Genomic DNA, 25,348 nt, shown 5'->3' on the forward strand with positions numbered 1-25,348 from the left:
CGGTTGAAATGCCTAAATTTGCAACACACTAAAAACACGTTATTATGTTTCCATTACACAGAAATAGACGCCTTAGAACCAATGATGCTATTCGTTCATTAGTTCGTGAAACTTCATTAAGCCCTAATGATTTTATGTTCCCGATGTTTGTGGCAGAAGGAAAAGACGTTAAAATCGAAATCCCGTCAATGCCGGGAATCTATCGTCGCTCTTTAGATCTTACCGTTAAAGAAGTAAAAGAATTATGGGATTTGGGTATTAAGGCCGTTAATATCTATGTAAAAGTAAGCGATAACTTAAAAGACAATACCGGTAAAGAAGCCTGGAATAAAGACGGACTGATGCAACAAACCATCAAAGCCATCAAAGATGCTGTTCCGGGAATGATTGTAATGCCGGATGTTGCACTGGATCCTTATTCTATTTATGGTCATGACGGAATCGTTGAAAACGGGCAAATTCTGAATGATGCTACTGTGGATGCACTTACGCTTATGAGTGTGAGTCATGCTGAAGCCGGTGCTGATTTCGTAGCGCCAAGCGATATGATGGACGGAAGGGTTCTTGCTATTCGTCAGGCTTTGGAACAAAGCGGCTTTCACGATGTCGGAATCATGAGTTATAGTGCTAAATATGCCTCTTCTTTCTATGGCCCTTTCCGCGATGCATTAGACAGTGCTCCCGGATTTGGCGATAAAAAAACATATCAGATGGACTATGCTAACCGTATTGAAGCCATTAAAGAAGCTTTGGATGACGTGGAAGAAGGAGCTGATATCGTAATGGTTAAACCGGGAATCGCTTATCTGGACATCGTTCGTGAAATAAAAAACACCGTAAACGTACCGGTAGCCGTTTATCAGGTTTCAGGAGAATATGCAATGGTTAAAGCAGCTGCCGAAAAAGGCTGGTTAGACCACGATAAAATCATGATGGAACAATTATATTGCATCAAAAGAGCCGGAGCTAATATTATTTCAACCTATTTTGCCAAAGAAGCAGCTAAATTAATGCAATAATACCATGAGAAAATCACTACTGATTTTGGGCTGCATTACAATGCTGACCGCTTGCAACAAAAAAGAAGAAAAAAAAGAAGCATTATATCCGGAAGTCAAAAAAACGGAAGCCGAACTAACACTGGAATTAGGTCGAGAAGTTTTTGACGGTAAAGGAATGTGTTATTCCTGTCATAAACCGGATCAGAAAGTGATTGGACCGAGTATCCGGGAAATCGCTAAAATCTATAAAGAAAAAGGCGCCAGTATCGTAGACTTCTTAAAAGAAAAAGGAGATCCGATTGTTGATCCGTCACAATATTCCGTGATGAAAACCAATTTTGCCATCACTAAAAATCTTCCGGAAGAAGAATTAGTGGCATTGGAAGCGTATATTTTAAGTCACGCAAAATAATTTAAAAAAACCGGTTCTAAAGGCCGGTTTTTTAATATAATCTTTTGATTTGCAATCCAAAATCGAAACCGGTATCTTTACCTCATGGACACTATTTTTATAAAAACACCCCTTGGTATTGCTAAAATTGAAGGCGACATAACGGGTGTTGCGGTCATATCAGTACAAAACGACGGACAAATTTCGGAAACCATTCCGGAGCATCTTTCGGAAGTTGTTTCGCAACTAAATGACTATTTCGACGGGAAGCGAAAAGACTTTACTTTCAAGCTATCGCCAAAAGGAACCGACTTTCAACAAAAAGTATGGCAGGCACTTCTTGAAATCCCATACGGAAAAACAATGTCCTATCTTGAATTGTCCAAAAAACTGGGTGATGTAAAGGCCATTCGGGCAGTTGCGGCAGCCAATGGAAAAAATCCGATATGGATTGTCGTTCCCTGCCACAGAGTAATCGGATCTGATGGTTCACTGACCGGTTATGCCGGTGGCTTATGGCGCAAAAAATGGCTACTGGAACACGAAAATCCGGTAAAACAAGAAACCCTCTTTTAAATCCGCATCTAAACCGAAAAAACAAACAATAATTTCCTTAAATTCGTAAGATACGTTACAAATTCCGTGCTTATGAAATTCCTGAAAAAATTCCTTTTATGGTTTATTATTATCCTGACCGGTATTATTATCCTGATGTATATTTTCGATGTCGATTATTTGCTTCGTGCTGTCAGAACTATTTATTTTAAAGGCTATACCACCGCTTTCCTGGATGACTATAAAGATTTTCCAAATCGGGAAATCAAAAAAGGAATTGCACAACCCTGGGCTATCGCCAAAGATTATAACAGTATCCCGGCTACTGAAACACTGAATAAAACCCATAAAGAATTACAAACCGTTGCTTACCTGATCATTAAAAATGACAGTATATGGCACGAAAGTTATTTTGACGGCTACGGAAAAGATTCGAAATCCAATTCTTTTTCGATGGCAAAAAGTATTGTTTCCGCTTGTTTGGGCAAAGCAATAATGGATGGAAAAATTAAAAGTTTAGATCAGAAAGTATCGGATTTCTTTCCGGAATTAAAAGGAAAATATGCAAAAGATGTTACGGTTGGCGACCTGTCTTCAATGGCTTCCGGGTTAAGCTGGGATGAACGTTATTACAGTCCGTTTTCCATTGTTACCCGCGCTTACTTCGACAGTGATCTGAAAAAAGTTATTCTCGGGTTAGACGTTAATGAAGAACCCGGAAAAAAATTCAAATACCTTAGCGGTGCTACGGAATTACTCGCAATGGTTATCGAAAAAGCAACCGGAAAATATCTTTCGGATTATATGTCTGAAAGTTTCTGGCAACCGATGGGCGCAGAAAATGAAGCACTATGGCAACTGGATCATGCTCCGGATGGAATTGAAAAAGCCTATTGTTGTATTGCCAGCAATGCCCGGGATTTTGCCCGCTTCGGAAAGTTATACAAACAGAACGGAAAATGGAACGGAAAACAATTACTGGACAGTACTTTTGTAACCAAATCCATCACGCCGCGTTTTCCTGAATCTCCGGAATACGGATATGGTTGGTGGCTACATCAGTATCTCGGAAAAAAAATGTACTATATGCGAGGCCATTTAGGTCAGTTTGTTATTGTGGTTCCGGAAGACAATGTTATTATTGTGCGATTGGGTCATCTTAAAGGACTGCAAACCAAAACCGATCCGCATAGTAATGATTTTTACGTTTATGTGGGCGAAGCCTATAAAATGCTTGATAAAAGAAAATAATTGAATACATTATATAAGCCATGTTAGAAAAAATCAGATTGGAGAACATTCTTTTTCTGGATATTGAAACTGTTCCGGAAGAAGAAAATTTCAATGCCTTAGACGAAATCAAACAAGAACTTTACAGCCTGAAAACACAATATCAGCGAAAAGACGATTTCACTCCGGAAGAATTTTACGACCGGGCCGGTATTTGGGCTGAATTCGGAAAAATTGTCTGTATTTCCGTAGGTTATTTTACCTTACGCAGTGATGTTCGTCACTTTAGAGTTACTTCCTTTTTTGGGGATGAAATTAAAATTCTAAAAGATTTCAGCAATTTACTCGCTAATCATTTTAATCAACCGCAACATATTTTATGTGGACACAATGCCAAGGAATTTGATTTCCCGTTTATCGCCCGGCGAATGATTATTAACGGAATTGCGATTCCTCCCAAATTAAACCTTTTCGGAAAAAAACCATGGGAAGTCCCGCATTTGGATACGTTAGAATTATGGAAGTTCGGTGATTTCAAACATTTTACTTCTTTAAAATTACTAACGAATATTCTTCATATTCCGTCGCCAAAAGACGATATCGACGGCAGTCAGGTCGGACACGTTTATTATGTTGAAAAAGATATTGACCGGATTATTCATTATTGTGAAAAAGACGTGATAGCCGTTGCCCAGATTCTATTACGATTTCGTCGTGAGGATTTGCTGATTGAAGATGAAATCATCTTTGTTTAATTACCTTTGCTGTAATGAAAGAGCCTCTTTTACAAATAAAAAATGTAACCGTTTCGTTCCGGAAAGAAGGAAACTGGACTCCGATTGTGAAAAACAGTCAATTTGATCTTTATGAAAATGAAATACTGGGGATTGTCGGAGAATCCGGATCCGGAAAATCGGTAACGTCACTGGCTATTATGGGATTACTCCCAAAAATGATTTCCAAAGTAAGTGAAGGTGAAATTATACTGAACGGAAAAAACATCGCTGCTTTATCAGAAAAAGAATGGCAAAAATTAAAAGGTAACGATATTGCAATGATTTTTCAGGAGCCGATGAGTTCACTGAATCCTTCCTTAAAATGTGGTTTTCAGGTAGCCGAAATTTTGATGCAACATACCGATTTATCGCAAAAAGAAATCCAACAGGAAGTCCTTTCGTTATTCGAAAAAGTCAAATTACCCAATCCTGAAATTATATTTGACAAATACCCGCACCAAATTTCAGGTGGCCAAAAGCAACGCGTAATGATTGCCATGGCTATCGCCTGTAAGCCTAAAATTTTAATTGCTGATGAGCCCACAACCGCTTTAGATGTGACGGTTCAAAAAGAAATTATACAGCTGTTAAAAGAACTACAGCAACAAACCAAAATGAGTATTATCTTTATTTCACATGATCTCTCATTGGTTTCCGATATTGCAAACCGCGTACTGGTGATGTATAAAGGTGAAATTGTAGAACAGGGTGATGCCCAACAAATTTTTAAAAATCCGCAGCACAATTATACTAAAGCTTTGATTGCTTCCCGGCCGTCATTGGAATTTCGTGTAAAAAAACTGCCTACGATTCAGGATTTTTTAAATAATACAATCGACAGCACCATTATTACGGATGAAATCCGTGCCGAAAATCATAAAAAACTATACGCACAACAACCTTTACTGGAAGTACAGAATGTAGAAAAAGAATATTTTTCTACAGCCGGATTATTCGGAAAAAAAACGTCCTTTAAAGCGGTAAACGATGTCAGTTTTAAAATATATGAAGGTGAGACACTGGGGCTTGTCGGCGAAAGCGGTTGCGGAAAATCAACTTTAGGAAATGCTATTTTACAGTTAGATAAAGCAACTGCCGGTCATATACTTTATAAAGGACAGGATATTACCCGTCTTTCCTCTTCTGAAATACGAAATCTTCGAAAAGAGATACAGATTATTTTTCAGGATCCGTATTCTTCCTTAAATCCGAGAATTCCGGTAGGAAAAGCCATTATGGAACCGATGCAGGTTCATGGTTTATATAAAAATGATGCTGAGCGCAAACAAAAAACAATTGAAATACTGGAAAGAGTCGGACTAGGCGAAGACTATTTTAACCGTTACCCGCATGAATTTTCCGGCGGTCAACGACAACGGATCGGAATTGCCCGTACTATTGCTTTACAACCAAAGATTATTGTTTGTGACGAATCGGTTTCGGCATTGGATATTTCCGTTCAGGCACAGGTTTTAAATTTATTGAACGAACTAAAAGAGAATTTCGGTTTTACATATATTTTTATTTCGCATGATCTTGCCGTTGTCAAATATATGTCCGATCAGGTTTTGGTGATGAATAAAGGGCAAATCGAAGAAATCGGTGATGCAGACGAATTGTATGCACATCCGCAAAAAGAATACACTAAAAAACTGATTGCTGCTATTCCAAAAGGAAACTAGCAGCTAGTTTTTATACCTGACAGGTTTTAAAACCTGTCAGGTATAAAAAAGCCTGTTCGATTTACCGAACAGGCTTTTTTATAAAATACGGGGTTGTATTAGTCGATTTTCATCTCCGGAATATCACCTTCTACAATAAGGTTGGCTTCCGTTGCTTTAATAATTTCATCAACTGTAACTCCCGGTGCTCTTTCCAATAGTTTAAATCCGTTAGGTGTAATTTCGATTACAGCTAATTCGGTTACCACTTTTTTCACACATTTTACTCCGGTTAACGGCAATGTACATTCTTTTAAGATTTTGGATTCACCGGCTTTATTTACGTGCATCATTGCAACAATAATATTTTCTGCCGAAGCCACTAAATCCATAGCGCCACCCATTCCTTTTACCATTTTACCCGGAATCTTCCAGTTAGCGATATCACCGTTTTCCGAAACTTCCATAGCACCCAAGATGGTTAAATCCACATGTTGTCCGCGAATCATTCCAAAACTGGTAGCTGAGTCAAAAAATGATGCACCCGGTAATGTTGTAATGGTTTGTTTTCCGGCATTGATCACATCAGCATCTTCTTCTCCTTCAAACGGAAACGGTCCCATTCCCAGAACACCATTTTCACTCTGGAATTCTACGCTGATTCCTTCCGGAATATAATTCGCAACTAATGTCGGGATTCCGATACCAAGATTAACAAAATAACCGTCTTTTAATTCCTGTGCAATTCTTTTTGCAATTCCTATTTTATCTAATGCCATGATTACTGTCTTTGTCTTACTGTGCGTTGTTCGATTCTTTTTTCATATTTCTCACCCTGGAAGATTCTTTTTACAAATATTCCCGGAATATGAATCTGGTTCGGATCTAAAGTTCCTGCCGGCACCAATTCTTCAACCTCAGCAATTGTAATTTTTGCAGCTCCGGCCATACACGAATTGAAATTTCGTGATGTTCCTTTAAAAATAAGGTTACCGGCTTCATCCCCTTTCCATGCTTTTACGATGGCAAAATCAGCTTTATAAGCTTCTTCCATTATATGCATTTTTCCGTTAAATTCACGTACTTCTTTTCCTTCGGCTACTTCAGTTCCATAACCTGCCGGTGTAAAGAAAGCCGGAATACCCGCTTGTGCTGCACGACATTTTTCAGCCAAAGTTCCCTGTGGTGTTAATTCCACTTCAAGTTCTCCGCTTAGCATCTGACGTTCAAACTCGGCATTTTCACCAACATATGAAGAGATCATTTTTTTGATCTGACGTTTTTGCAATAATAATCCTAAACCGAAATCATCAACTCCGGCATTATTCGAAATACAAGTTAATTCCTTAACGTTCATTTCCACTAGTTCCGCAATACTGTTTTCCGGAATTCCGCAAAGTCCGAAACCGCCCAACATAATGGTCTGTCCGTCTTTTATATCGTGTAACGCTTCCTTCACGTTACTCACTTTTTTATTAATCATATTGTGGTTGTTTAATTTTGGTTAAAAATATAAAAAAAACGCCTTTATAAAAAGGCGTTTCGTATTTAGAAATCAAATTCTTCTGTTGTCGGTTCTTCGACCGCTAAACTGTCGACTACTTTTTTCGGTGCCCAACAATCTACTTTTATCGAAAGATTCGTCGGTCGTTCGAATGGTTTCTGAGAAACATTCAACTTATCATCAGCATAACATTTCTTCATAAATAATCCCCAAATCGGTAGTGCCATTGTTGCACCTTGTCCCATTTGCGTACTTTTGAAGTGGGCCGATCGGTCTTCATTTCCGACCCAGACACCCATAGCCAGATTCGGTACCATTCCGATAAACCATCCGTCACTATTGTTCTGACTCGTTCCTGTTTTACCCGCTATCGGATTAAGGAATGCATAAGGTAGTCCGGTTACACGCTTATAGGTTGGTCCTCCCGATCCGTAACGCAAACGCGCTCCGGAACCGGATTCTGTTACACCTTCCAGTAATTTTATAATCGCATAGGAAACGTCTTTACTCAATACATCTTTGGATTCCGGTACCGATTCATATAGTACCACTCCGTTTTTATCTTCAATCTTTGTGATTACCTGTGGTTTCATATAAACACCTTGATTCGCAAAAGTACTGTAAGCCGCCACCATATCACTTACGGTAATTTCTACAGCTCCCAATGCAATCGCCGGTCTTTCCGGAATATTAGAGCTTACACCTAATTTTTTAGTCAGATCGACTACAGCATGCGGTCCTACTTTATCCATTAATTTAGCCGAAACCGTATTGATCGAATTGGCCAACGCCGATTTTAACGTTACCAATCCTCTGTAATTTCCGCTGGAGTTTTTCGGTGTCCAGTCGGCATCAATACCATAACGTCCTTTTGGCATTGTAAACGGTGAATCGTAAATCGAATCACAAGGTGACATTTTTAACTGTTCGATTGCTGTTGCATATACAAACGGTTTAAAGGTAGAACCTACTTGTCTGGCTCCCTGACCTACGTGATCATACTGGAAGTGTTTGTAGTTGATTCCTCCTACCCATACTTTAACATAACCGGTTTGCGGTTCCATTGCCATTACTCCCGTTTGTAAAAAATGTTTGTAATAGATAATGGAATCTTTCGGTGTCATGATGGTGTCTTTTTCTCCTTTCCAGGTAAAAACAGACATTTTAGTTTTAATATCGAATGATTTTTTGATCTGATCTTCAGCGATACCTTTTTCCGACATAATTCTCCAACGCTCCGAGTTTTTCATTGATCTTTCAATGATTTTTCTCGTTTCATCGGCCGTGATATTGATAAACGGTGCGTTTTCGTTTTTCTTTTGCTGAATAAAAAATTCTTCCTGCAGATTCGCTAAATGCTCATCAACTGATTCTTCCGCATATTGTTGCATACGGGAATCGATTGTCGTATAAATTTTCAATCCGTCACGATAAATATCATATTCCCCGCCACCGTCTTTTTTAGGGTTTTCTTTAACCCATTTTTTCATAAACTCACGCAAATATTCTCTGAAATAAGTTGCTTTTCCTTCGATATGACTCTCCGGAGTGAATTTTAATACAATCGGTTGATTTTGGTAATATTCTTTTTTCTCTTTCGTTAAGAAATCGTTTTTTTCCATCTGGCGTAATACTACATTACGACGGTCTTTTACTTTTTCCAGTCTTCTGATCGGATTAAACAACGACGGGTTTTTCAACATACCGACAAACATTGCGGCCTCATCTACAGTAAGATCTTTCGGTTCTTTTCCGAAATATACTTTAGCTGCCGAACGGATTCCTACAGCGGTATTCACAAAATCGGCCTTATTCAGATACATGGCAATAATTTCCTGTTTGGTATACTGACGTTCCAATTTCGTTGCGATGATCCATTCTTTTGCTTTCTGGATAATACGGAACGGTAAGAATTTCGATCCTTCTCCGTGGAATAATAATTTTGCCAACTGTTGTGTTAACGTACTGGCTCCACCGCTACTTCCGAAGCTTAAAACGGCACGTAATGTTCCCCTGGAATCAATTCCCGAGTGCTCATAAAAACGCTCATCTTCAGTTGCAATCAATGCTTTTACCAAATGATCCGGTAAATCTGCATATTTAATAGGTGTTCTGTTTTCCAGGTAAAATTTACCGATCGTTTCACCATCAGATGAAATAATTTCGGTTGCCACATTGGAATTCGGGTTTTCCAACTCATCAAACGAGGGCATCGCTCCGAATAAACCCCATGAGGCAAAAAGGAAGAATAAAATTATACCTCCGAATCCGTAAAGAAAAAATTTCCAGAATTTCTTTACATAAGGTGAAAAATCTTCTTTTTGATTTTTATTATTTTGTGCCATTTTATTGAATTATTCTGCTTTTTCAATTCTAAATCCTACTTCCGAAACACCTTGTAACTGCTCTATACCATTTACTTTTCCGGTTTCACGAACAGCTTGTTGGATACTTACCGTATATTTTCCCTGTTTAGGAAATTTTGTATTTTCCTTATACCACAGCTTACTTTCTTTAATGTCGGAAAAACCATCTCCTAAGAGCGTTCCGTCTTCTTTAGCCATCTGATATTCCAGCGTATCTACCTTAGTAACACCATCGGGTTGTAACATGGATACAATCAGGAACAGATTATTAAACGGATAACTATTGTTGTTTCTTATATTAACAAACATATTATAGTTCGCTATCGTATCATTTTGATCAAAAGCAAATGATACTTTCTGATTTTTATGCCACGATCCGTCTATTTCCTGATATTCATCAAATACCCTCTCCTTATCACAAGAAAAGAGCATTACAGACAGTAATCCTACAACTAAAAAATTATTTTTTCGGAGCATTTTTTTCTTTTGAAGAATTCGAATTCGGATTTGGATTCGGATTCGAATTATTAGGTTTGCGTTTTTTACTCGGTCTTTTCTTTTTCTTAGGTCTGTCAAAACGAGTCAAACTATCTTGTCCGACTACATTCTGGAAATTATTTTCTACTGCTTCTTCCGGTGCTTCGATAGCGAACTCTTCAAGTGCAGCAATTTTCTTTTTCTGTTTGTTTATCGCGATGATTTCCTTTACCTGTTCCACTTGCAATACGTGCCAATGTGCAAAATCATTGGTATAGGCAAACCACATTAATCCTTTAAAAATATCCAGTTTCTGACAAACGGCATCTCCTTTTTCAGTATATAATTTGGTTTCTGTTTCCGGAAAATCTTTTAACGCATCCAGATAGGTATCCAATTCATAGTTCAGACAGCATTTCAATTTCCCGCACTGTCCTGCTAATTTCTGCGGATTCAGGGATAATTGCTGATAACGGGCTGCCGATGTATTTACACTTCTGAAATCCGTTAGCCAGGTTGAACAACACAATTCCCGTCCGCAAGAACCTACACCGCCTAAACGAGCCGCTTCCTGTCGGAAACCCACTTGTTTCATTTCAATACGCGTGTTGAATTCTTTAGCGAAATCTTTAATTAATTGTCGGAAATCGACTCTGTCATTAGCCGTATAATAGAAGGTTGCTTTTGATGCATCTCCCTGAAATTCGATATCGGAAATTTTCATTTCCAGATTTAAACTAATCGCTATTTCACGGGCACGAACTTTCATCGGTTCTTCTCTGTCACGCGCTTCGATCCAGATATCAATATCTTTTTGTGTCGCCTTACGGTAAATTTTCCCAACTTCTCCGTCCGGATCGACATTCTTTTTCTTCATCTGGATTTTAACCAGTTCGCCGGTTAATGTTACAATTCCGACATCATGTCCCGGTGAAGCATCCGTTGCTACAATATCACCGATACTTAACGTTAATTTTTCTGCATTTCTGTAAAATTCTTTTCTCCCGTTTTTAAAGCGAACCTCAACACAGTTGAACGGTTCCTGGCCTCCGGGCAGGCTCATGTTGGATAACCAGTCAAAAACCGTCAGTTTATTACAACTATCGGTCCCGCAGGTTCCATTATTTTTACATCCCCTAGGAGTTCCGTCTTTGGTGCTCCCGGTGGAACAGTTTGTACATGCCATATGCTTGAATATATATAGATCGTGACCGTGTCACTACTTGTTCGTAAAATGTTTTTGTGTGTAAAGATACTATTTTTTAGTATCATTCATATACCGTAGCCGGTGACGGTAACCAAATTATGAAAAATTTAAAAGCCTGTTGCATTTTTTATAACGCAACAGGCTTGTCAATATAACATTACTATTTTTTTGCTTACAAATAAATCATATTATTTCCCAAAGTATATGCCTATCTGTATCTTGAACACTTGCAATCCATACCTGTCTATGAGTCCTTATAGAAAACTGTATTATTTCTTGAACATTAATTACTGTACTCTCATCTTCTTTTACAGCAATAATAATCCTACTACTATAGCCATCAGCTCTAATAAACGTATTATCGCTAGACCTTTTAATATTAAAGAAATCATTATCCTCTAACCAGTCATTGACAACCTCAACTTTATCTTTAAAATCTATCATAGCTAATTTAAGTTTTTATTATTATTTAGAGCCTTCTCTGAAAATTCACATATTGCTCCCACATAAGAATCAACATTATATTTTGACGGTTTTTTATAGATTTCTTTAATATCTCTAAAATCATCATAACTTAACGTTATCTCTTTAAACGTAATATAATCCCGTTTTATAACTAACACCTTTAGATATCCTTCCGTTATAAATGGAGAAATCGATGGCAGATACAAATCAAATGATTCTTTTCCTATCGTATTAAATAATTTATTCACTGTCAAAAGAGAGCCTAAAAATCTCTCAAACTTTTTATTCCTAACCCATTTATCCTTAAAGACAGATGTTCCTTCATAATATGCTTTCCAATATTTATTAGCATCAAAATTTTTTTTATTTTTTAAATATGATGCAACATAAAAATCCGCCTCAATATCTATTAAACTCATAAAATCAGATCCGAAACAATCTTTGATCTGAGTTGCGTCTTCCTTATTTGGCACCCCTTGTACAATTAAATGAAAAAACTCATGCAAAATTACAATTTCAAAAAAATCATAATTAGATTTTCTTAAAACCTGTGGATTAAATGAAACCGCACTCCCTTCTTTTTCCACTTTCATCACCCAATCTCCATCTGAATATGGCTCTATCGATATCTTCTTTAAATCATAAATATCTTCAACTATATCTAAATCTTTCAACCATATGTTAAAATCATTTAGTGCTTGCAGAATCTTCCCTTCTTCTTCGGCACTAATCTTCCCTTCTTCCTCAAGTAGTTCATTTAATCCATTCATTTTCATTATCGATATATTTTACAATCAAAAATATACAAATAAATTAAGCTCACAACTATTTTGTTAAAAAACAAAAATAACACCTAAATAATTAAGAACATTTCAAAACACTTCTTTTACCGTAATGATATTTACCGGGCACGCTTTGGCTGCCATTTCGCAACTTTCGGCTATTGTATGATCCGGTGATTTTAAGGTGTGAAATCCTTTGGTATCAATCGCTTTTAACAACACGGTTTTTCCGTCTTTTTTAGACATCTGAAACTGACCCGGCGCCATTTCCACGCAGTAATTACAGCCGATACATTTGTTTCGTTGTAATGTTATAACAACCATTACGCTTCTACAATTTTATATAACTTATCTGACAAACGAATACGGAACGGCAATTTGATCGTACAACTATCACCACGAGTGGCTTTATCGGCTGCCGCTTCATTCACAAACATTTCATCAATTGTCATTTCCTGTGCTCCGGTACTTGGTCCTGTTATTAAAATCGTGTCCCCTTTTTTAATATCATAGGCTTCGATCTTAAATTCTCCGATTCCGGCTTTCTGATAAAAACGTGTTCCTTTTCCGATATACACTTTTTTCTGTGTTGCATTTGATCCCGGATTATCACTCCATTCCCCTAATTTCTGACCTAAATAATATCCGGACCAGAATCCGCGGTTATAAACGGTATTCAAAGCTTCCATCCATTCGGCTACTTTTTCTTTCGAATAGGTTTTGTCGTAATAAGCATCAATAGCGTCGCGATATGTTTTGATCACTGTTGCTACATATTCCGGCGCTCTTCCTCTTCCTTCAATTTTCAGCACCTGTATTCCGGAATCAATTACCTGATCCAAAAAATCAATTGTACATAAATCTTTAGGCGACATCATATATTCGTTGTCGATTTCGATTTCAAATCCCGATTCCTGATCAATAACGGTATATTTTTTCCGGCAATTTTGCTTACAAGCTCCGCGGTTTGCTGAAGAATTATGCGAATGGAGGCTCAAATAACATTTTCCCGATACCGCCATACATAAGGCTCCGTGACCAAAAATCTCAATTTCTACCAAATTTCCGGACGGTCCTTTAATTTGTTCTTTCTCGATTTGTTCCGTAATCTTTTTCACCTGGCGCAGACTCAATTCGCGGGAAAGCACCATCGTATCCGCAAAAAGACTGTAAAACTTTACGGTTTCAATATTGGTAACATTTAACTGAGTTGAAATATGCACTTCAATTCCAAGTGAACGCGCTGAAGCAATTACCGCCTGATCGGATGCAATTACGGCTGTGATACCGGCTTCTTTCGCTTTAGTCAGCAATGTTTTCACGACCGACAAATCGTGATCATATATAATGGTATTTAACGTAAGATAGGTACGTACTTTTTTAACTTCACAGCGTCTGGCGATTTCCGGCAGATCATCGATTGTAAAATTCACCGTTGACCGTGCGCGCATATTGAGCTGCTCGACTCCGAAATAAACGGAATCAGCACCATTATCCAACGCAGCCTGAAGCGACTCAAAGTTCCCTGCGGGAGCCATGAGTTCCATTTTTCCGGATGCAGTCATCGCTATTTATTCTATGATTTTAAACAATTTATCAGACAAACGGATTCGGAACGGCAACGCAAATGTCACTTTATCTCCTTTAACCGCTTTTTCGGCAGCACTACCGTTAGCCTGCATTTTTTCAACGGTTACTTTCTGTTCTCCGGTTGTTGGCCCTACAATCAGAATCGTATCTCCCAGATTCAGTTCTCCGTTTTCAATTGTAAATTGTCCCACCTGTGCTTTCGGGTAGTAATGTTCTCCTTTTCCGATCAGTACTTTCTTTACTGCGATACGCTGACGGATCGATTTCGGTTTTTCAGCAACGGCAACAGCAAGCGGTTGTTCCGCAGATGTTTCCGTTTTTTTGAATTTAAGCGCTTCTGATTTTCCTTTTTTGAAAATCATATTCCCGTTTTTGATTCCGCGACGCAATTTTACCTGATCAACTAAAGACATATGAATAATCTCCTGACATTCGGCTGAACAACAGTTTTCCATAGCCGCTTTACAATCGTCACATTGAATAAATAAAAGGTGACAACCTTCGTTCGCACAATTGGTATGATTATCACATGGTTTTCCGCACTGGTGGCATTGTGAAATAATATCATCGGTGATTCGTTCGCCCAAACGGTGGTCGAATACGAAGTTTTTACCGATAAATTTACTTTCCAGTCCTTCGGCTTTTACCTGACGGGTATATTCGATAATTCCGCCTTCCAGCTGGTATACATTTTTAAAACCTTTATGTCTGAAGAAAGCACTGGCTTTTTCGCAACGGATTCCGCCGGTACAATACATCAAAAGGTTTTTTTCTTCTTTATAATCGGTAAGTTGTTCTTCAATAATCGGTAATGATTCACGGAAAGTATCCACATCCGGTGTAATCGCTCCGACAAAATGTCCGATTTCGCTTTCATAATGGTTTCTAAAATCCACTACTATCGTATTCGGATCTTCCAACATCGCATTAAACTCTGCTGCTTTCAAGTGTATTCCTTTATTCGTCACATCGAATGTACTGTCATCCAACCCATCGGCCACAATTTTGTGTCGTACTTTGATCGTTAATTTCAAAAACGAGTGATCATCCTGTTCTACCGCTACATTCAGGCGGATTCCGTTCATAAAATCGTAAGCCTCAATTGTATCTTTAAATTCATAAAAATGATCGGCAGGAACCGATAATTGGGCATTAATTCCTTCGGTTGCTACATAAATACGTCCTAAAACGTCTAACGGGTTCCAGGCTAAGAATAAGTCGTCTCTGAATTTTTTCGGATCTTCGATGTGTGCATACGCATAGAAAGACAAAGTAAGTCTTTGTTTGCCCGCTTCGTCAATAAGCTGAGCTCTTTCTTCTGCGCTTAAGGTGTTATACAGTTGCATGCTATAAACGTTTAAGTGAGATATATGTTTTGAACTCTAAATGGAAGAATTCGGGCGCAAAGATACAAAAATCATTTCGGAAACAAAAAGTCCTTTTTATTTTGCACTTCATTCACTTTCAACAGTATCGGCTATTATGCACTACTCCATCCGTTGAATCGGAAATATAATTCCGGATGTTAATAACATGCTGTTTGAAACTTAAAAAAAAGCGCTATTTTTACAGAAAATAAAAGCCAATTTTTAAGATAAAGAAAGATGAGTGCAGACAAAGAAGCAAAATTAAAAGCGTTACAATTAACGCTTGACAAGTTAGATAAAACCTACGGAAAAGGAACCGTAATGAAACTTGGAGACAGTGCTGTAGAAGAAGTGGAAGCTATTCCTTCCGGTTCTTTAGGAGTTGACTTGGCTTTAGGTGTAAACGGTTATCCACGCGGAAGAATAATTGAGATTTACGGACCGGAATCATCAGGTAAAACCACTTTAACCCTTCATGCTATTGCCGAAGCGCAAAAAGCCGGAGGTATTGCTGCTTTTATCGATGCGGAACACGCTTTTGATCGTTTCTATGCGCAAAAATTGGGTGTTGATATTGACAACCTAATCATTTCACAACCGGACAATGGTGAACAAGCTTTGGAAATTGCGGAAAATTTAATCCGTTCCGGAGCTATCGATATCGTAGTTATTGACTCCGTTGCTGCTTTAACTCCGAAAAGTGAGATTGAAGGCGAAATGGGAGATTCAAAAATGGGATTACACGCCCGTTTAATGTCACAGGCATTACGAAAATTAACAGCGACCATCAGTAAAACCAACTGTACCGTTTTCTTCATTAACCAGTTACGTGAGAAAATCGGTGTAATGTTCGGAAATCCGGAAACTACAACCGGAGGTAACGCTTTGAAATTTTACGCTTCCGTACGTTTAGATATCCGTAAATCGTCTCAGATTAAAGACGGCGAACATGTTATCGGTAACCGAACCAAAGTAAAAATCGTTAAAAATAAAGTAGCACCACCTTTCCGTACAGCCGAATTCGACATTATGTATGGTGAAGGAATTTCGAAAGTAGGTGAAATTTTAGACCTTGCCGTTGAATTTGAAATCATCAAGAAAAGCGGATCCTGGTTTAGCTACGGCGATACCAAACTGGGACAAGGACGTGATGCTGTAAAATACCTTATTAAAGACAACCCTGAATTAATGGATGAGTTAGAGGCCAAAATCAAAGACCTTATTAAACAACAGGATGCATAAAATAAAAAAACCCGAAAATTTTTCGGGTTTTTTTATTTTATGACGCAACCTTTTTTATTTTCGTATATCTACTAATAAATAACGAAAGTAATACAAGATGAAAAAGATATTGGTTCTGCTTTTTTGTATTCAGTTTTTAAGTGCCTGTTCTTCGGATTCTGACATGGAAAATACTTCATTCGAATTGTTAACCATTCAGGATGTCCGATTACCAGATACTTTTAAAGCAGGCCAACAAACGGTAATTTATCTGAAATATAAACGACCTACTAATTGCTATTCGTTTAATGGTATTTATTACGAGAAAAACGGTAACACCATTACAATGGCGATTGATGCCCTCAGACAACACCTGAGTAATTGTGAAGCCGTTAACGAGAATCTTTTTGAGGTGAGCTATCCATTGTTCCTTCAAACTTCGGGGATTCACGTGCTACGATTTTGGCAAGGAAAAAACGCCCAGGGTGAAGACCAGTTCCTAATCCGGGAGATTGATGTACAAGAATAAGAATAAAATATAATTCGTTTGAGTTTCGAGCAACTAATATATGATTGTAGGAATAACGACCGCAAAGCCCAGGAACAGCTTTATAAGCTCCTCTCCCAAAAGCTTTATGCCGTCTGTTTGAAATATTCCCGTAATTATGCCGAAGCAGAAGACAATTTACAAGACGGTTTTATTTTACTGTTCAACAAAATTGACCAGTATCATTTTAAAGGTTCTTTTGAAGGTTGGGCAAAACGATTGATGATTAATAATATTTTACAGAAATACCGGAATCAAGGTGTTTATGAATTAGTAAATGACAATATTATTGACAACAATCCGACGGTAGACTTTGATGATGAAGATGTATCTCTGGATTATCTCATTTCTATTATTCATGAATTACCGGATCGCTACCGATTGGTTTTTAACCTGTATGTAATGGATGATTATTCACATAAGGAAATCGCTGAAATGTTAAACATTACAATCGGAACCTCAAAATCAAATCTGGCCAGAGCCCGAATGATTTTAAAAGAAAAAATTGAATCACAACAACACAACAGACAAGCAGTGCCCTCAATACAATGAGTGAAAGAAAAAACATAGATCGTCTATTTCAGGAAAAATTCAAAGATTTTGAAGCTATTCCTCCAATAAACGCGTGGAGTAACATACTATCTGAATTGGAAGGTGAAAAGAAAAAGCGCAGGTTTATTGCTCCTTTCTGGCTGAGACTTTCCGGGATAGCAGCTGTTTTCCTATTGGGATTTTTAACAGCGACTTATTTTATTTCCAATCCGGGTTCCGAAAACAGCAGTACATCACCTGTTGTGAACTCTGACTCCGGTAACGGACAAAATGCAAAAGGGAAAACGAATGTGACTAATGATGATAGCTCCCTTATCAATAAAGATGTTGTTATTCCTTCCGGATCAGACAATGCAATTGTAACAAATGAAAAAACCGGCAACAGCAAAAATTCCGTTTCTAATTCGGATTCGGAAACAAACGCTTCTGCTAAAAAACCATACAATAAAAACTCTCAAAAAAACAATAAAAAACAGCGTAATCATCACATCGCATCTGCAAACGGATCTAAAAAATCCAACGGTAATCCGGATGCGATGCTGACTTCAAGAGGCAACAATAACGATGGTAATTCTAAAAATACAGGACGTTTTAAACAGTTCAATTTTAAGAAAAACAACAACATCGCGAATTATATTGTAATGCCTAAAAAAGACAGCACTGATATCACTAAAGTTGAAGAGCAGGAGAATGCACTGGAAAAAATCCAGAAAGAAAAATTCCTGGTAGCTGAGAAGAAAAAAGCAAAAGATAAAGAAACTAAAATTTCCCGTTGGTCTGTTGCCGCTTTAGCTACTCCGATTTTCTTTAGCTCTACTTCAAACGGATCTCCGATTGACAGTCAGTTTGCTTCTAACTCGAAAGATTATGAGAGTACTATGAGTTACGGACTTGGTCTTCGTTATGAACTGAATGATAAGTTGACTTTGAGAACCGGTATTAACCGATTGTCTTTTGAATACAATACGAATAATATTGTGTATTACGAAAGTACAAACGCACGTTCTTTACAAAATGTAAATCAGACTAAAAATAACATCCAGATCCAGAATAAGGATTATAACAATCTGCCGGACGGATCAAATGGCGGAGTTGCAGATAAAATGAATTCCGGCACATTAAACCAACGTATGGGTTATATTGAAGTACCAATGGAATTATCATATAAACTAATCGACAAGAAATTCGGTGTTGAATTAATTGGAGGTTTCAGTACATTATTTTTAAATCAGAACAAGATTGACCTGATATCATCGGAGTTAAAAACTACTATCGGTGAAGCCAACAATCTAAATGATGTACACGTTAGCAGCAATATAGGTGTAGGTGTTAAATACCGCTTCGCAAAAGCATTCGAAGCCAACTTTGAACCTACTTTTAAATATCAACTGAATATGTTCAGTAATGATGCCGGCAATTTCAAACCGTATATGTTTGGTTTGTACACCGGTGTTAGTTATAGATTTTAAGCTTTTAGTTAGTTAGCTTGAATTTTAGTTAAGTTGAAAAAGCACTCTTTTGGGTTAGAGTGCTTTTTTGTTTTTATCCCATTTCAGTAATTGACTCAAAACGGTTTCTCTTACTTTATCTTTTATCTCCTTTTTATCTTCCAGTGTTTTTCCAGTCGTATCAACGGGTTGATGAATTTTGATTCGCATACTTCCCGGACTTCCGCTAAAAAACGTAAAAGAAAAACGCTCTTTTACATCACCGAAAGACATTGGTACAATTGGTATCTGATGTTCAATAGCCAAACGAAAAGCACCGTCTTTAAATTCATCCAGAATAATATTCTCGTTATCCGGAACGCCTCCCTCGGGGAAAATACAAATACTCAACCCTTGTTCTAATCGCTTTTGCGCTCTTTTAAAAACTTCAAATCTACTTTTAGAACTACTTCTGTCCACCAAAATACAAGTACGCTTATAGAAAAATCCGAAAATAGGAATTTTGGCCAACTCTTTTTTTCCGACAAAAACAAACGGGTTATCCTTAACCAGCATCAGCATCAACATGATATCAATCATAGAAGTATGATTTGCTACCAACATATAGCTTTTCCCTTTTTCCAGTTCCGCTTCTTTTTCCAGTGTATATCGGAAGCCCATTCCATAAAATATAATTTTAGCCCAGATTCTTGCCAGAACAAAAAACTGCGGATACGTTTTCTCCGATACTATAGACAGAAATAAAAAAGGAAACAAAAGAATAATAGGAACCGTTACCAGCACATAGAACCAAATTCGCCAAAGGGTCCAAAAAAGGATTTTTACTATTTTCATCAGTGTAATAAATTGTTTTCGATTATATGGAAATGAAATCCCTTTCCTTCCGGTAATCAAAAGTAAGAATTCTCCAAAACTTTTTACCAAAACCGTTACCTTTGCAAAAAATAATTTAACAATGGCAAAAATCTTAACCGGTGTTCAAAGTACAGGAACGCCACACTTAGGAAATTTACTCGGTGCAATTTTACCGGCTATTAAAATGGCCAATATGCCTGAGAACGAATCTTTTCTTTTTATTGCCGACTTACATTCGGCTACCCAGATAAAAGACGGGAAAACATTACGAGAAAACACCTATAGTGTCGCTGCAACCTGGCTTGCATTTGGTTTGGATATTAACAAAGTTACCTTTTACCGTCAGTCGGATGTTCCGCAAACCGCTGAACTTGCATGGTACCTGAGTTGTTTTTTCCCTTTTCAGCGTTTAACACTGGCGCATTCGTTTAAAGATAAAGCGGATCACCTTAGTGATGTTAATGCCGGATTATTTACCTATCCGATGTTAATGGCTGCCGACATATTATTGTATGACGCCGAATTCGTACCTGTTGGAAAAGATCAGCTACAACACCTTGAAATTACACGAGATGTTGCTTCGCGATTTAACCATCAGATGGGAGAGACTTTTGTTTTACCTGAAGCTAAAATTGAGGAACACATTATGATTATTCCGGGAACAGACGGTCAAAAAATGAGTAAGTCCCGAAATAATTTTATCAATATTTTCCTGGAAGATAAAGCGCTTCGCAAACAGGTTATGAGTATCGAAACGGACAGTACACCACTGGAAGCTCCGAAAAATCCGGATACCTGTAATACTTTTGCTATCTACAAATTACTGGCAACACCGGAAGAAATCGAAACGATGCGCAATAATTATCTGGGCGGAAATTACGGTTATGGTCATGCCAAACAAGCTTTATTTGGATTGATTGTTGAAAAATTCAAAAAAGAACGGGAAATGTATCAGTATTACATTAATAATCTGGATGAAGTTGATGCCCTATTGAAAATAGGAGCTGAAAAAGCAGGTGTTATTGCTAATGGTGTTTTAAAACGAGTTCGTGAAAAATTAGGATACGCATAATAAAAAGAGAGGGATTCCTCTCTTTTTTGTTTTTATAAAATCTCAAAAACTTTACCCGGCAAAGAACGGATTACTCCTTTTAACTCCATAGCCATTAATAATGTGGCTACTTTATGAACCGGAAATCCGCAACTTAGCGCAATCAAATCCAGTAATTCTTTTCCATTTTGATCCAGAAAATCGTAGACAATCTGTTCTTCTGGTTCCAACGTCACAAAAAGTTCTTTCTGAATGGTTGTTTCCATTTCTACTAACCGATCCCAATTGAGTACTTCAACCAAATCAGCTGTTTCGGTTAATACGTGTGCCCGATGTGTTTTCAGTAATTTATGGCAGCCTATACTAAATTTATCCGTTGGTCTTCCCGGAACAACAAAAACATCCCGATTGTAACCGTCTGCCATATAAGCCGTGATTAACGCACCTCCTTTTTCAGCACTTTCTATTACAATTGTTGCTTCTGACATTCCGGCAATAATTCGATTTCGACGAATAAAATGTTCTCTTTCCGGTTTAGCTGTACTCCAGAATTCCGTTAAAAACCCGCCGTTCTGCATAACTTTTTCCCGGAACTTCAGATGTGATGCAGGATACATCCTGTTTAATCCATGTGCCAAAACGGCAATGGTCTGTAGCTTATTTTCAATCGCCGCTAATTGCGCCGTTATATCCGTTCCATAGGCAAAACCACTTATAACAATCGGGTTCCACGGTGCTAATTCTGCTATCAGTTTTCGGCAAAAATCAGCTCCGTGTCCTGTTAACTGACGTGTACCGACAATACTGATCACTTTCGATCGCTGTAACCGGATAGCTCCTTTTGAAAAAAGTAAAACCGGACCGTCATTACAATATTTCAAATGCGGAGGATATTCCGAATCATTATAAAATGCTACTCGAATTCCATTGTCTCTAATAAATTTCATTTCGGTTTCAGCACTATTAAAGACAGTTGTATTCCTTACTTTATCAACAATAACTTTTCCGATCCCTTCAACTGTCAACAATTCATTTCTTGAAGCTTTAAAAACTTTTTCAGCGTCTCCAAAATGATTTATAAGTCTTTTGGCAATTATATCCCGTATTCCTTCTACTTTGAGTAGTGCTAATGTGTAAAACAGTTCCTTATCTTCCATGGCGTATATTTCAAAAAATGATTAGAATATACTTTTTTAGCATTACAAATTCCGATTAGCTTCTTTATAAAGGATCTTCATGTCTTATAAAGTCCAATTCCTGTAAATCAAAAACAAAAAAACAACAAGTAACTAACTTCCAATAGTTTACAAATAATTGTTGATTGTTAATAAAATTTGTTGATAAAATTTGGGTTTCGCTATTGAATATCTAAATTTGTAGATATGAAGATAGAAAACTACATCTCGGCTTTGTTATATCGTTATCAATGTGTTACCGTTCCCGGGTTTGGCGCATTTTTAACAGAAATCCAATCGGCACAACTGAATGGAAGTACGAATACATTCTATCCCCCTAAAAAGTTGGTGTCTTTTAATCCGCATTTAAAAAACAATGACGGACTTTTGGCCAATCACGTTTCCTTACAGGAAAACATCACTTATGATGAAGCGGTTCGATCTATTCAGCTTGAAGTTGGACTTTGGATTGAAAAACTGCAACGTCGTGAATCATTAACCTTAAAAAACATAGGTGAAATATCGGTTAATTCAGAATTTAGCTGGGTTTTCGAACCGGTTACTTCTGTAAATTACCTATCGGATTCTTTCGGATTATCTTCTGTCGTATCGCCTTCCATCAAACGCGAGGTATTAAAAGCACAGGTAGAAGAACTGGAAGAAAAAGCACCGATTATTTTTACACCGGAAAGAAAGAAAAACTATTCTTTCCTTAAATATGCAGCTGTATTCGTTTTATCATTAGGTGTTGGCGGTGCAACGTACAAATCTTATTACGATCAGCAAATTACAAACGAAAATATCCTGGTTGAAAAAGCCGTACAGGAAAAAGTACAGCATCAGATTCAACAAGCTACTTTTTTCATTGAAAGTCCGCTACCACCGGTAACCTTAAATGTAAAAGACAATACGGTAAAAGTAGCCAAACCGTATCATATTATGGCCGGTGCTTTTAGAAGTGAATCCAATGCGCAACGTATTTTTAACGAATTAACCCGTTTAGGATATCAACCGGTTCGTCTGGAAAAAAACAGCTTTGGTTTATATCCGGTTTTATACGGTAGTTTTACTTCCTATACTGAAGCTCAGGAAAAATTAAAAGAAATTCACAAGAATCACAATAAAGAAGCCTGGGTACTTATCAAAGAGCTTTAAAATTATCAAATCCTGAAAAATTCAGGATTTTTTTATGCTTCTATTGCTATATTTGCAAGAAAAAAAGATGCAAGAAAGATTTCCTTCCGATTCGGTTACTGTTTTAACCGATTTGGTATTACCGGGTGAGACCAATCCTTTAAATAATCTTTTCGGAGGTGAGTTACTAGCGCGTATGGATCGTGCAGCCAGTATTACCGCCAGAAGACATTCACGTCGTGTTTGTGTTACTGCTTCGGTAAACCACGTAGCTTTTAATCGTGCAATCCCGTTAGGAAGTGTTGTTACGGTAGAAGCAAAAGTATCCCGCACTTTTAAAACATCTATGGAAATTTTTATTGATGTATGGATTGAAGATCGTGAGTCCGGTATAAAAAATAAAGCAAACGAGGCTATTTATACTTTTGTTGCTGTTGATGAAACCGGCAGACCTATAGAAGTACCGGCTATTGTTCCGCAAACGGAAGAAGAGAAAAAACGTTTTGAAGCGGCATTACGACGTAAGCAATTAAGCCTTGTCCTTGCCGGTAAAATGAAACCGAATGAAGCTACCGAATTAAAAGCCCTGTTTATGCAGGAATAAAAAAAATCCCCGACTATGAAATCGGGGATTTTTCTTTTTACACCTGACAGGTTCTCAAAACCTATCAGGTGCATATATATGTTTATTTTATACTACATATTAGCCAACCAACTCTGCGGATTAAGCGTCGTTGTATTTTGTGAGATCAGGAATTTCAGAACGGCTCTTCCCGACGAGTTGGTATGGATTTCACCAATACTCTGTTTGATCGAAACCTTATCGCCTTTTCCGACAAATACTTTACTTAAGTTCAGATATACTGTAACATAATCCCCGTGCTGAATAAATACCGCTCTGTTATTTGCTGAAATCACCTGTACCTGGATTACTTCACCTCCGAAAACGGCTCTGGCATTGGTTCCCGGTTCGGTACTGATTTCTACACCACTGTTGTGAACAATTAAACTTTTATGAATCGGGTGTGGCTGATCTCCGAAGCCTAAGGATACAAATCCTTTTTCAACCGGCCACGGCAAACGTCCTTTATTCGCTCTGAAATTATCGGCCAACGCTTTTCCTTCCGGTGTCAGATAGAATTTTGTTGTTGATTCTGCTGCTGCCGGTGCTGTTTCTGTTTTTTCTACTTTTTTACCGGCTGCTTTATTTCTTGCTGCTAATGCAGCTGCCGCTTCTCTTGCTTTTCTATTGGCCTCGGCAATTGCTTCACGAATCAAACGCTGAATTTGCCTGTCGATTGCTCTTGATTCTTCTTGTTTTTTCTTAATATCGGCACTCAGTTTTTTCTGATCTTTCTGAATTACCTTCATTAATTTTTCCTGTTCTTTTTTGTCTTCTTCCAGTTCGTGTTTTTCTTTTTCACTTTCTACCAACAATTTTTCTTTGACTTTTTTCTTTGTCTCTAATACTGTAGTAGCACTTTGAAGCTGTACTGTTTTATTTTTGATTTCCACGCCCTGCATTTTTCTGAAACTGGCATATTGTTTCATATACTGGATACGCTTATAAGCCTGAAGGAAATTTTCGGAAGACAGGACAAACATAATTCGGCTTTGTTCCGAACGGCTTTTATACGACTTTACGATCATCTTAGCATAATCTTCCTTTAAGACCGTAAGCTCTCTCCCTAATTTATTAATCTCAAGTTGTTTTAAATAAATATCATCTGTTAAAAGCCGGGTTTGCTTTTGCGTTGTATTGATTAATTTTTCGCTTAGTTTGATTTTCGTGTTCTGTTGTGATATTTGTACCAATACCGATTTTTCCTTCTTCTTTTCCGTTTGAAGGAGTTTCTGAACTTCTTTTATTTCTTTCTGGATTTGTGCTTTTCGCTCTTCCAGCTGACGTTGTTTGTCTTCTGTTTGCGACCAGCCCATTACAGTTAGTAATAACAGCAATATACTAAAGCGGGTTTTGTACATTTTTATATTT

The 25,348-nt window shown here is 37.6% G+C and carries 26 protein-coding genes; 13 read left to right on the forward strand and 13 right to left on the reverse strand.

What is annotated here, in order from left to right:
- The first annotated feature begins 44 nt into the window (after positions 1 to 44).
- The 6 genes from hemB (at position 45) to NOX80_RS03205 (ending at position 5,635) form a co-directional block, all read left to right on the forward strand.
- Positions 45 to 1,019: a porphobilinogen synthase gene (gene hemB / locus NOX80_RS03180; RefSeq protein ID WP_256551885.1), complete on the forward strand. Its 975-nt coding sequence runs from the start codon at positions 45 to 47 to the stop codon at positions 1,017 to 1,019.
- A gap of 4 nt (positions 1,020 to 1,023) precedes the next feature.
- Positions 1,024 to 1,413 carry a c-type cytochrome gene (locus NOX80_RS03185; RefSeq protein WP_256551886.1) on the forward strand — a complete coding sequence of 130 codons (390 nt, stop codon included), beginning with the start codon at positions 1,024 to 1,026 and terminating at the stop codon, positions 1,411 to 1,413.
- An 84-nt stretch (positions 1,414 to 1,497) separates the two neighbouring features.
- A complete protein-coding gene (locus NOX80_RS03190; RefSeq protein ID WP_256551887.1) occupies positions 1,498 to 1,968 on the forward strand; it encodes a methylated-DNA--[protein]-cysteine S-methyltransferase in 471 nt (156 codons plus the stop codon).
- 72 nt (positions 1,969 to 2,040) lie between these two features.
- Positions 2,041 to 3,198 carry a serine hydrolase domain-containing protein gene (locus NOX80_RS03195; RefSeq protein ID WP_256551888.1) on the forward strand — a complete coding sequence of 386 codons (1,158 nt, stop codon included), beginning with the start codon at positions 2,041 to 2,043 and terminating at the stop codon, positions 3,196 to 3,198.
- Positions 3,199 to 3,218: 20 nt separating this feature from the next.
- Entirely contained in the window at positions 3,219 to 3,932 is a 714-nt protein-coding gene (locus NOX80_RS03200) for a 3'-5' exonuclease (protein WP_256551889.1), read from the forward strand.
- Positions 3,933 to 3,946: 14 nt separating this feature from the next.
- A complete protein-coding gene (locus NOX80_RS03205; RefSeq protein WP_256551890.1) occupies positions 3,947 to 5,635 on the forward strand; it encodes an ABC transporter ATP-binding protein in 1,689 nt (562 codons plus the stop codon).
- Between the two features lie 98 nt (positions 5,636 to 5,733).
- Here NOX80_RS03205 and NOX80_RS03210 read toward each other — a convergent pair whose 3' ends face one another.
- The 10 genes from NOX80_RS03210 to trhO all read right to left on the reverse strand — a co-directional run bounded on the left by NOX80_RS03210 (position 5,734) and on the right by trhO (position 15,351).
- Entirely contained in the window at positions 5,734 to 6,393 is a 660-nt protein-coding gene (locus NOX80_RS03210; protein WP_256551891.1) for a CoA transferase subunit B, read from the reverse strand.
- A 2-nt stretch (positions 6,394 to 6,395) separates the two neighbouring features.
- The gene (locus NOX80_RS03215) at positions 6,396 to 7,097 is read right to left on the reverse strand and encodes a CoA transferase subunit A (protein WP_256551892.1); all 702 of its coding nucleotides are present in this window, start codon (positions 7,095 to 7,097) and stop codon (positions 6,396 to 6,398) included.
- A 65-nt stretch (positions 7,098 to 7,162) separates the two neighbouring features.
- The gene (locus NOX80_RS03220) at positions 7,163 to 9,463 is read right to left on the reverse strand and encodes a penicillin-binding protein 1A (RefSeq protein WP_256551893.1); all 2,301 of its coding nucleotides are present in this window, start codon (positions 9,461 to 9,463) and stop codon (positions 7,163 to 7,165) included.
- Between the two features lie 9 nt (positions 9,464 to 9,472).
- Positions 9,473 to 9,961: a gliding motility lipoprotein GldH gene (locus NOX80_RS03225; protein WP_256551894.1), complete on the reverse strand. Its 489-nt coding sequence runs from the start codon at positions 9,959 to 9,961 to the stop codon at positions 9,473 to 9,475.
- Positions 9,945 to 11,147 (reverse strand): PSP1 domain-containing protein, encoded by a 1,203-nt coding sequence (locus tag NOX80_RS03230; protein WP_256551895.1) that lies wholly within the window; start codon positions 11,145 to 11,147, stop codon positions 9,945 to 9,947. Before NOX80_RS03230 ends, NOX80_RS03225 begins: the two co-directional genes overlap by 17 nt.
- A 204-nt stretch (positions 11,148 to 11,351) precedes the next feature.
- Complete coding sequence (locus tag NOX80_RS03235) at positions 11,352 to 11,612, reverse strand: hypothetical protein (RefSeq protein ID WP_256551896.1); 261 nt, start codon at positions 11,610 to 11,612, stop codon at positions 11,352 to 11,354.
- Between the two features lie 2 nt (positions 11,613 to 11,614).
- The gene (locus NOX80_RS03240) at positions 11,615 to 12,409 is read right to left on the reverse strand and encodes a hypothetical protein (protein ID WP_256551897.1); all 795 of its coding nucleotides are present in this window, start codon (positions 12,407 to 12,409) and stop codon (positions 11,615 to 11,617) included.
- 96 nt (positions 12,410 to 12,505) lie between these two features.
- Positions 12,506 to 12,739, reverse strand: coding sequence for a ferredoxin (locus tag NOX80_RS03245; protein WP_256551898.1), 234 nt, complete (start codon positions 12,737 to 12,739; stop codon positions 12,506 to 12,508).
- Positions 12,739 to 13,980, reverse strand: coding sequence for a peptidase U32 family protein (locus tag NOX80_RS03250; protein WP_256551899.1), 1,242 nt, complete (start codon positions 13,978 to 13,980; stop codon positions 12,739 to 12,741). Before NOX80_RS03250 ends, NOX80_RS03245 begins: the two co-directional genes overlap by 1 nt.
- Before the next feature lie 6 nt (positions 13,981 to 13,986).
- Positions 13,987 to 15,351, reverse strand: coding sequence for an oxygen-dependent tRNA uridine(34) hydroxylase TrhO (gene trhO / locus NOX80_RS03255; protein WP_256551900.1), 1,365 nt, complete (start codon positions 15,349 to 15,351; stop codon positions 13,987 to 13,989).
- 258 nt (positions 15,352 to 15,609) lie between these two features.
- On the opposite strand from trhO, the gene recA reads away from it, so the two are divergent.
- From recA to NOX80_RS03275, 4 genes are all read left to right on the forward strand, one after another.
- Positions 15,610 to 16,614, forward strand: coding sequence for a recombinase RecA (recA, locus tag NOX80_RS03260; RefSeq protein WP_256551901.1), 1,005 nt, complete (start codon positions 15,610 to 15,612; stop codon positions 16,612 to 16,614).
- Positions 16,615 to 16,711: 97 nt separating this feature from the next.
- Positions 16,712 to 17,122 (forward strand): hypothetical protein, encoded by a 411-nt coding sequence (locus tag NOX80_RS03265; RefSeq protein ID WP_256551902.1) that lies wholly within the window; start codon positions 16,712 to 16,714, stop codon positions 17,120 to 17,122.
- 18 nt (positions 17,123 to 17,140) lie between these two features.
- On the forward strand, positions 17,141 to 17,692 hold the full coding sequence (locus NOX80_RS03270) for an RNA polymerase sigma factor (RefSeq protein ID WP_256551903.1): 552 nt from the start codon (positions 17,141 to 17,143) through the stop codon (positions 17,690 to 17,692).
- Complete coding sequence (locus NOX80_RS03275; RefSeq protein WP_256551904.1) at positions 17,689 to 19,161, forward strand: outer membrane beta-barrel protein; 1,473 nt, start codon at positions 17,689 to 17,691, stop codon at positions 19,159 to 19,161. Before NOX80_RS03270 ends, NOX80_RS03275 begins: the two co-directional genes overlap by 4 nt.
- A gap of 54 nt (positions 19,162 to 19,215) precedes the next feature.
- Here NOX80_RS03275 and NOX80_RS03280 read toward each other — a convergent pair whose 3' ends face one another.
- On the reverse strand, positions 19,216 to 19,974 hold the full coding sequence (locus tag NOX80_RS03280; RefSeq protein WP_256551905.1) for a lysophospholipid acyltransferase family protein: 759 nt from the start codon (positions 19,972 to 19,974) through the stop codon (positions 19,216 to 19,218).
- A 121-nt stretch (positions 19,975 to 20,095) separates the two neighbouring features.
- On the opposite strand from NOX80_RS03280, the gene trpS reads away from it, so the two are divergent.
- Entirely contained in the window at positions 20,096 to 21,067 is a 972-nt protein-coding gene (gene trpS / locus NOX80_RS03285) for a tryptophan--tRNA ligase (protein ID WP_256551906.1), read from the forward strand.
- A 32-nt stretch (positions 21,068 to 21,099) separates the two neighbouring features.
- Here trpS and dprA read toward each other — a convergent pair whose 3' ends face one another.
- Entirely contained in the window at positions 21,100 to 22,203 is a 1,104-nt protein-coding gene (gene dprA / locus NOX80_RS03290; RefSeq protein ID WP_256551907.1) for a DNA-processing protein DprA, read from the reverse strand.
- Between the two features lie 225 nt (positions 22,204 to 22,428).
- Here dprA and NOX80_RS03295 point away from each other — a divergent pair, with 225 nt between their 5' ends.
- Positions 22,429 to 23,376, forward strand: coding sequence for an SPOR domain-containing protein (locus NOX80_RS03295; RefSeq protein ID WP_256551908.1), 948 nt, complete (start codon positions 22,429 to 22,431; stop codon positions 23,374 to 23,376).
- Positions 23,377 to 23,443: 67 nt separating this feature from the next.
- Positions 23,444 to 23,959, forward strand: a complete 516-nt coding sequence (locus NOX80_RS03300; protein WP_256551909.1) for an acyl-CoA thioesterase — start codon at positions 23,444 to 23,446, stop codon at positions 23,957 to 23,959.
- Positions 23,960 to 24,051: 92 nt separating this feature from the next.
- Here NOX80_RS03300 and NOX80_RS03305 read toward each other — a convergent pair whose 3' ends face one another.
- On the reverse strand, positions 24,052 to 25,338 hold the full coding sequence (locus NOX80_RS03305) for a murein hydrolase activator EnvC family protein (protein ID WP_256551910.1): 1,287 nt from the start codon (positions 25,336 to 25,338) through the stop codon (positions 24,052 to 24,054).
- Positions 25,339 to 25,348 lie beyond the last annotated feature (10 nt).

The sequence above is a fragment of the Flavobacterium cerinum genome, assembly GCF_024496085.1.
GTDB lineage: Bacteria > Bacteroidota > Bacteroidia > Flavobacteriales > Flavobacteriaceae > Flavobacterium > Flavobacterium cerinum_A.

Bases quoted from the DNA above. Each gene is read 5' to 3' on its own strand.
- hemB (WP_256551885.1), top strand. From the start codon at position 45: ATGTTTCCATTACACAGAAATAGACGCCTTAGAACCAATGATGCTATT.
- NOX80_RS03185 (WP_256551886.1), top strand. From the start codon at position 1,024: ATGAGAAAATCACTACTGATTTTGGGCTGCATTACAATGCTGACCGCT.
- NOX80_RS03190 (WP_256551887.1), top strand. From the start codon at position 1,498: ATGGACACTATTTTTATAAAAACACCCCTTGGTATTGCTAAAATTGAA.
- NOX80_RS03195 (WP_256551888.1), top strand. From the start codon at position 2,041: ATGAAATTCCTGAAAAAATTCCTTTTATGGTTTATTATTATCCTGACC.
- NOX80_RS03200 (WP_256551889.1), top strand. From the start codon at position 3,219: ATGTTAGAAAAAATCAGATTGGAGAACATTCTTTTTCTGGATATTGAA.
- NOX80_RS03205 (WP_256551890.1), top strand. From the start codon at position 3,947: ATGAAAGAGCCTCTTTTACAAATAAAAAATGTAACCGTTTCGTTCCGG.
- NOX80_RS03210 (WP_256551891.1), bottom strand. From the start codon at position 6,393: ATGGCATTAGATAAAATAGGAATTGCAAAAAGAATTGCACAGGAATTA.
- NOX80_RS03215 (WP_256551892.1), bottom strand. From the start codon at position 7,097: ATGATTAATAAAAAAGTGAGTAACGTGAAGGAAGCGTTACACGATATA.
- NOX80_RS03220 (WP_256551893.1), bottom strand. From the start codon at position 9,463: ATGGCACAAAATAATAAAAATCAAAAAGAAGATTTTTCACCTTATGTA.
- NOX80_RS03225 (WP_256551894.1), bottom strand. From the start codon at position 9,961: ATGCTCCGAAAAAATAATTTTTTAGTTGTAGGATTACTGTCTGTAATG.
- NOX80_RS03230 (WP_256551895.1), bottom strand. From the start codon at position 11,147: ATGGCATGTACAAACTGTTCCACCGGGAGCACCAAAGACGGAACTCCT.
- NOX80_RS03235 (WP_256551896.1), bottom strand. From the start codon at position 11,612: ATGATAGATTTTAAAGATAAAGTTGAGGTTGTCAATGACTGGTTAGAG.
- NOX80_RS03240 (WP_256551897.1), bottom strand. From the start codon at position 12,409: ATGAAAATGAATGGATTAAATGAACTACTTGAGGAAGAAGGGAAGATT.
- NOX80_RS03245 (WP_256551898.1), bottom strand. From the start codon at position 12,739: ATGGTTGTTATAACATTACAACGAAACAAATGTATCGGCTGTAATTAC.
- NOX80_RS03250 (WP_256551899.1), bottom strand. From the start codon at position 13,980: ATGACTGCATCCGGAAAAATGGAACTCATGGCTCCCGCAGGGAACTTT.
- trhO (WP_256551900.1), bottom strand. From the start codon at position 15,351: ATGCAACTGTATAACACCTTAAGCGCAGAAGAAAGAGCTCAGCTTATT.
- recA (WP_256551901.1), top strand. From the start codon at position 15,610: ATGAGTGCAGACAAAGAAGCAAAATTAAAAGCGTTACAATTAACGCTT.
- NOX80_RS03265 (WP_256551902.1), top strand. From the start codon at position 16,712: ATGAAAAAGATATTGGTTCTGCTTTTTTGTATTCAGTTTTTAAGTGCC.
- NOX80_RS03275 (WP_256551904.1), top strand. From the start codon at position 17,689: ATGAGTGAAAGAAAAAACATAGATCGTCTATTTCAGGAAAAATTCAAA.
- NOX80_RS03280 (WP_256551905.1), bottom strand. From the start codon at position 19,974: ATGAAAATAGTAAAAATCCTTTTTTGGACCCTTTGGCGAATTTGGTTC.
- trpS (WP_256551906.1), top strand. From the start codon at position 20,096: ATGGCAAAAATCTTAACCGGTGTTCAAAGTACAGGAACGCCACACTTA.
- dprA (WP_256551907.1), bottom strand. From the start codon at position 22,203: ATGGAAGATAAGGAACTGTTTTACACATTAGCACTACTCAAAGTAGAA.
- NOX80_RS03295 (WP_256551908.1), top strand. From the start codon at position 22,429: ATGAAGATAGAAAACTACATCTCGGCTTTGTTATATCGTTATCAATGT.
- NOX80_RS03300 (WP_256551909.1), top strand. From the start codon at position 23,444: ATGCAAGAAAGATTTCCTTCCGATTCGGTTACTGTTTTAACCGATTTG.
- NOX80_RS03305 (WP_256551910.1), bottom strand. From the start codon at position 25,338: ATGTACAAAACCCGCTTTAGTATATTGCTGTTATTACTAACTGTAATG.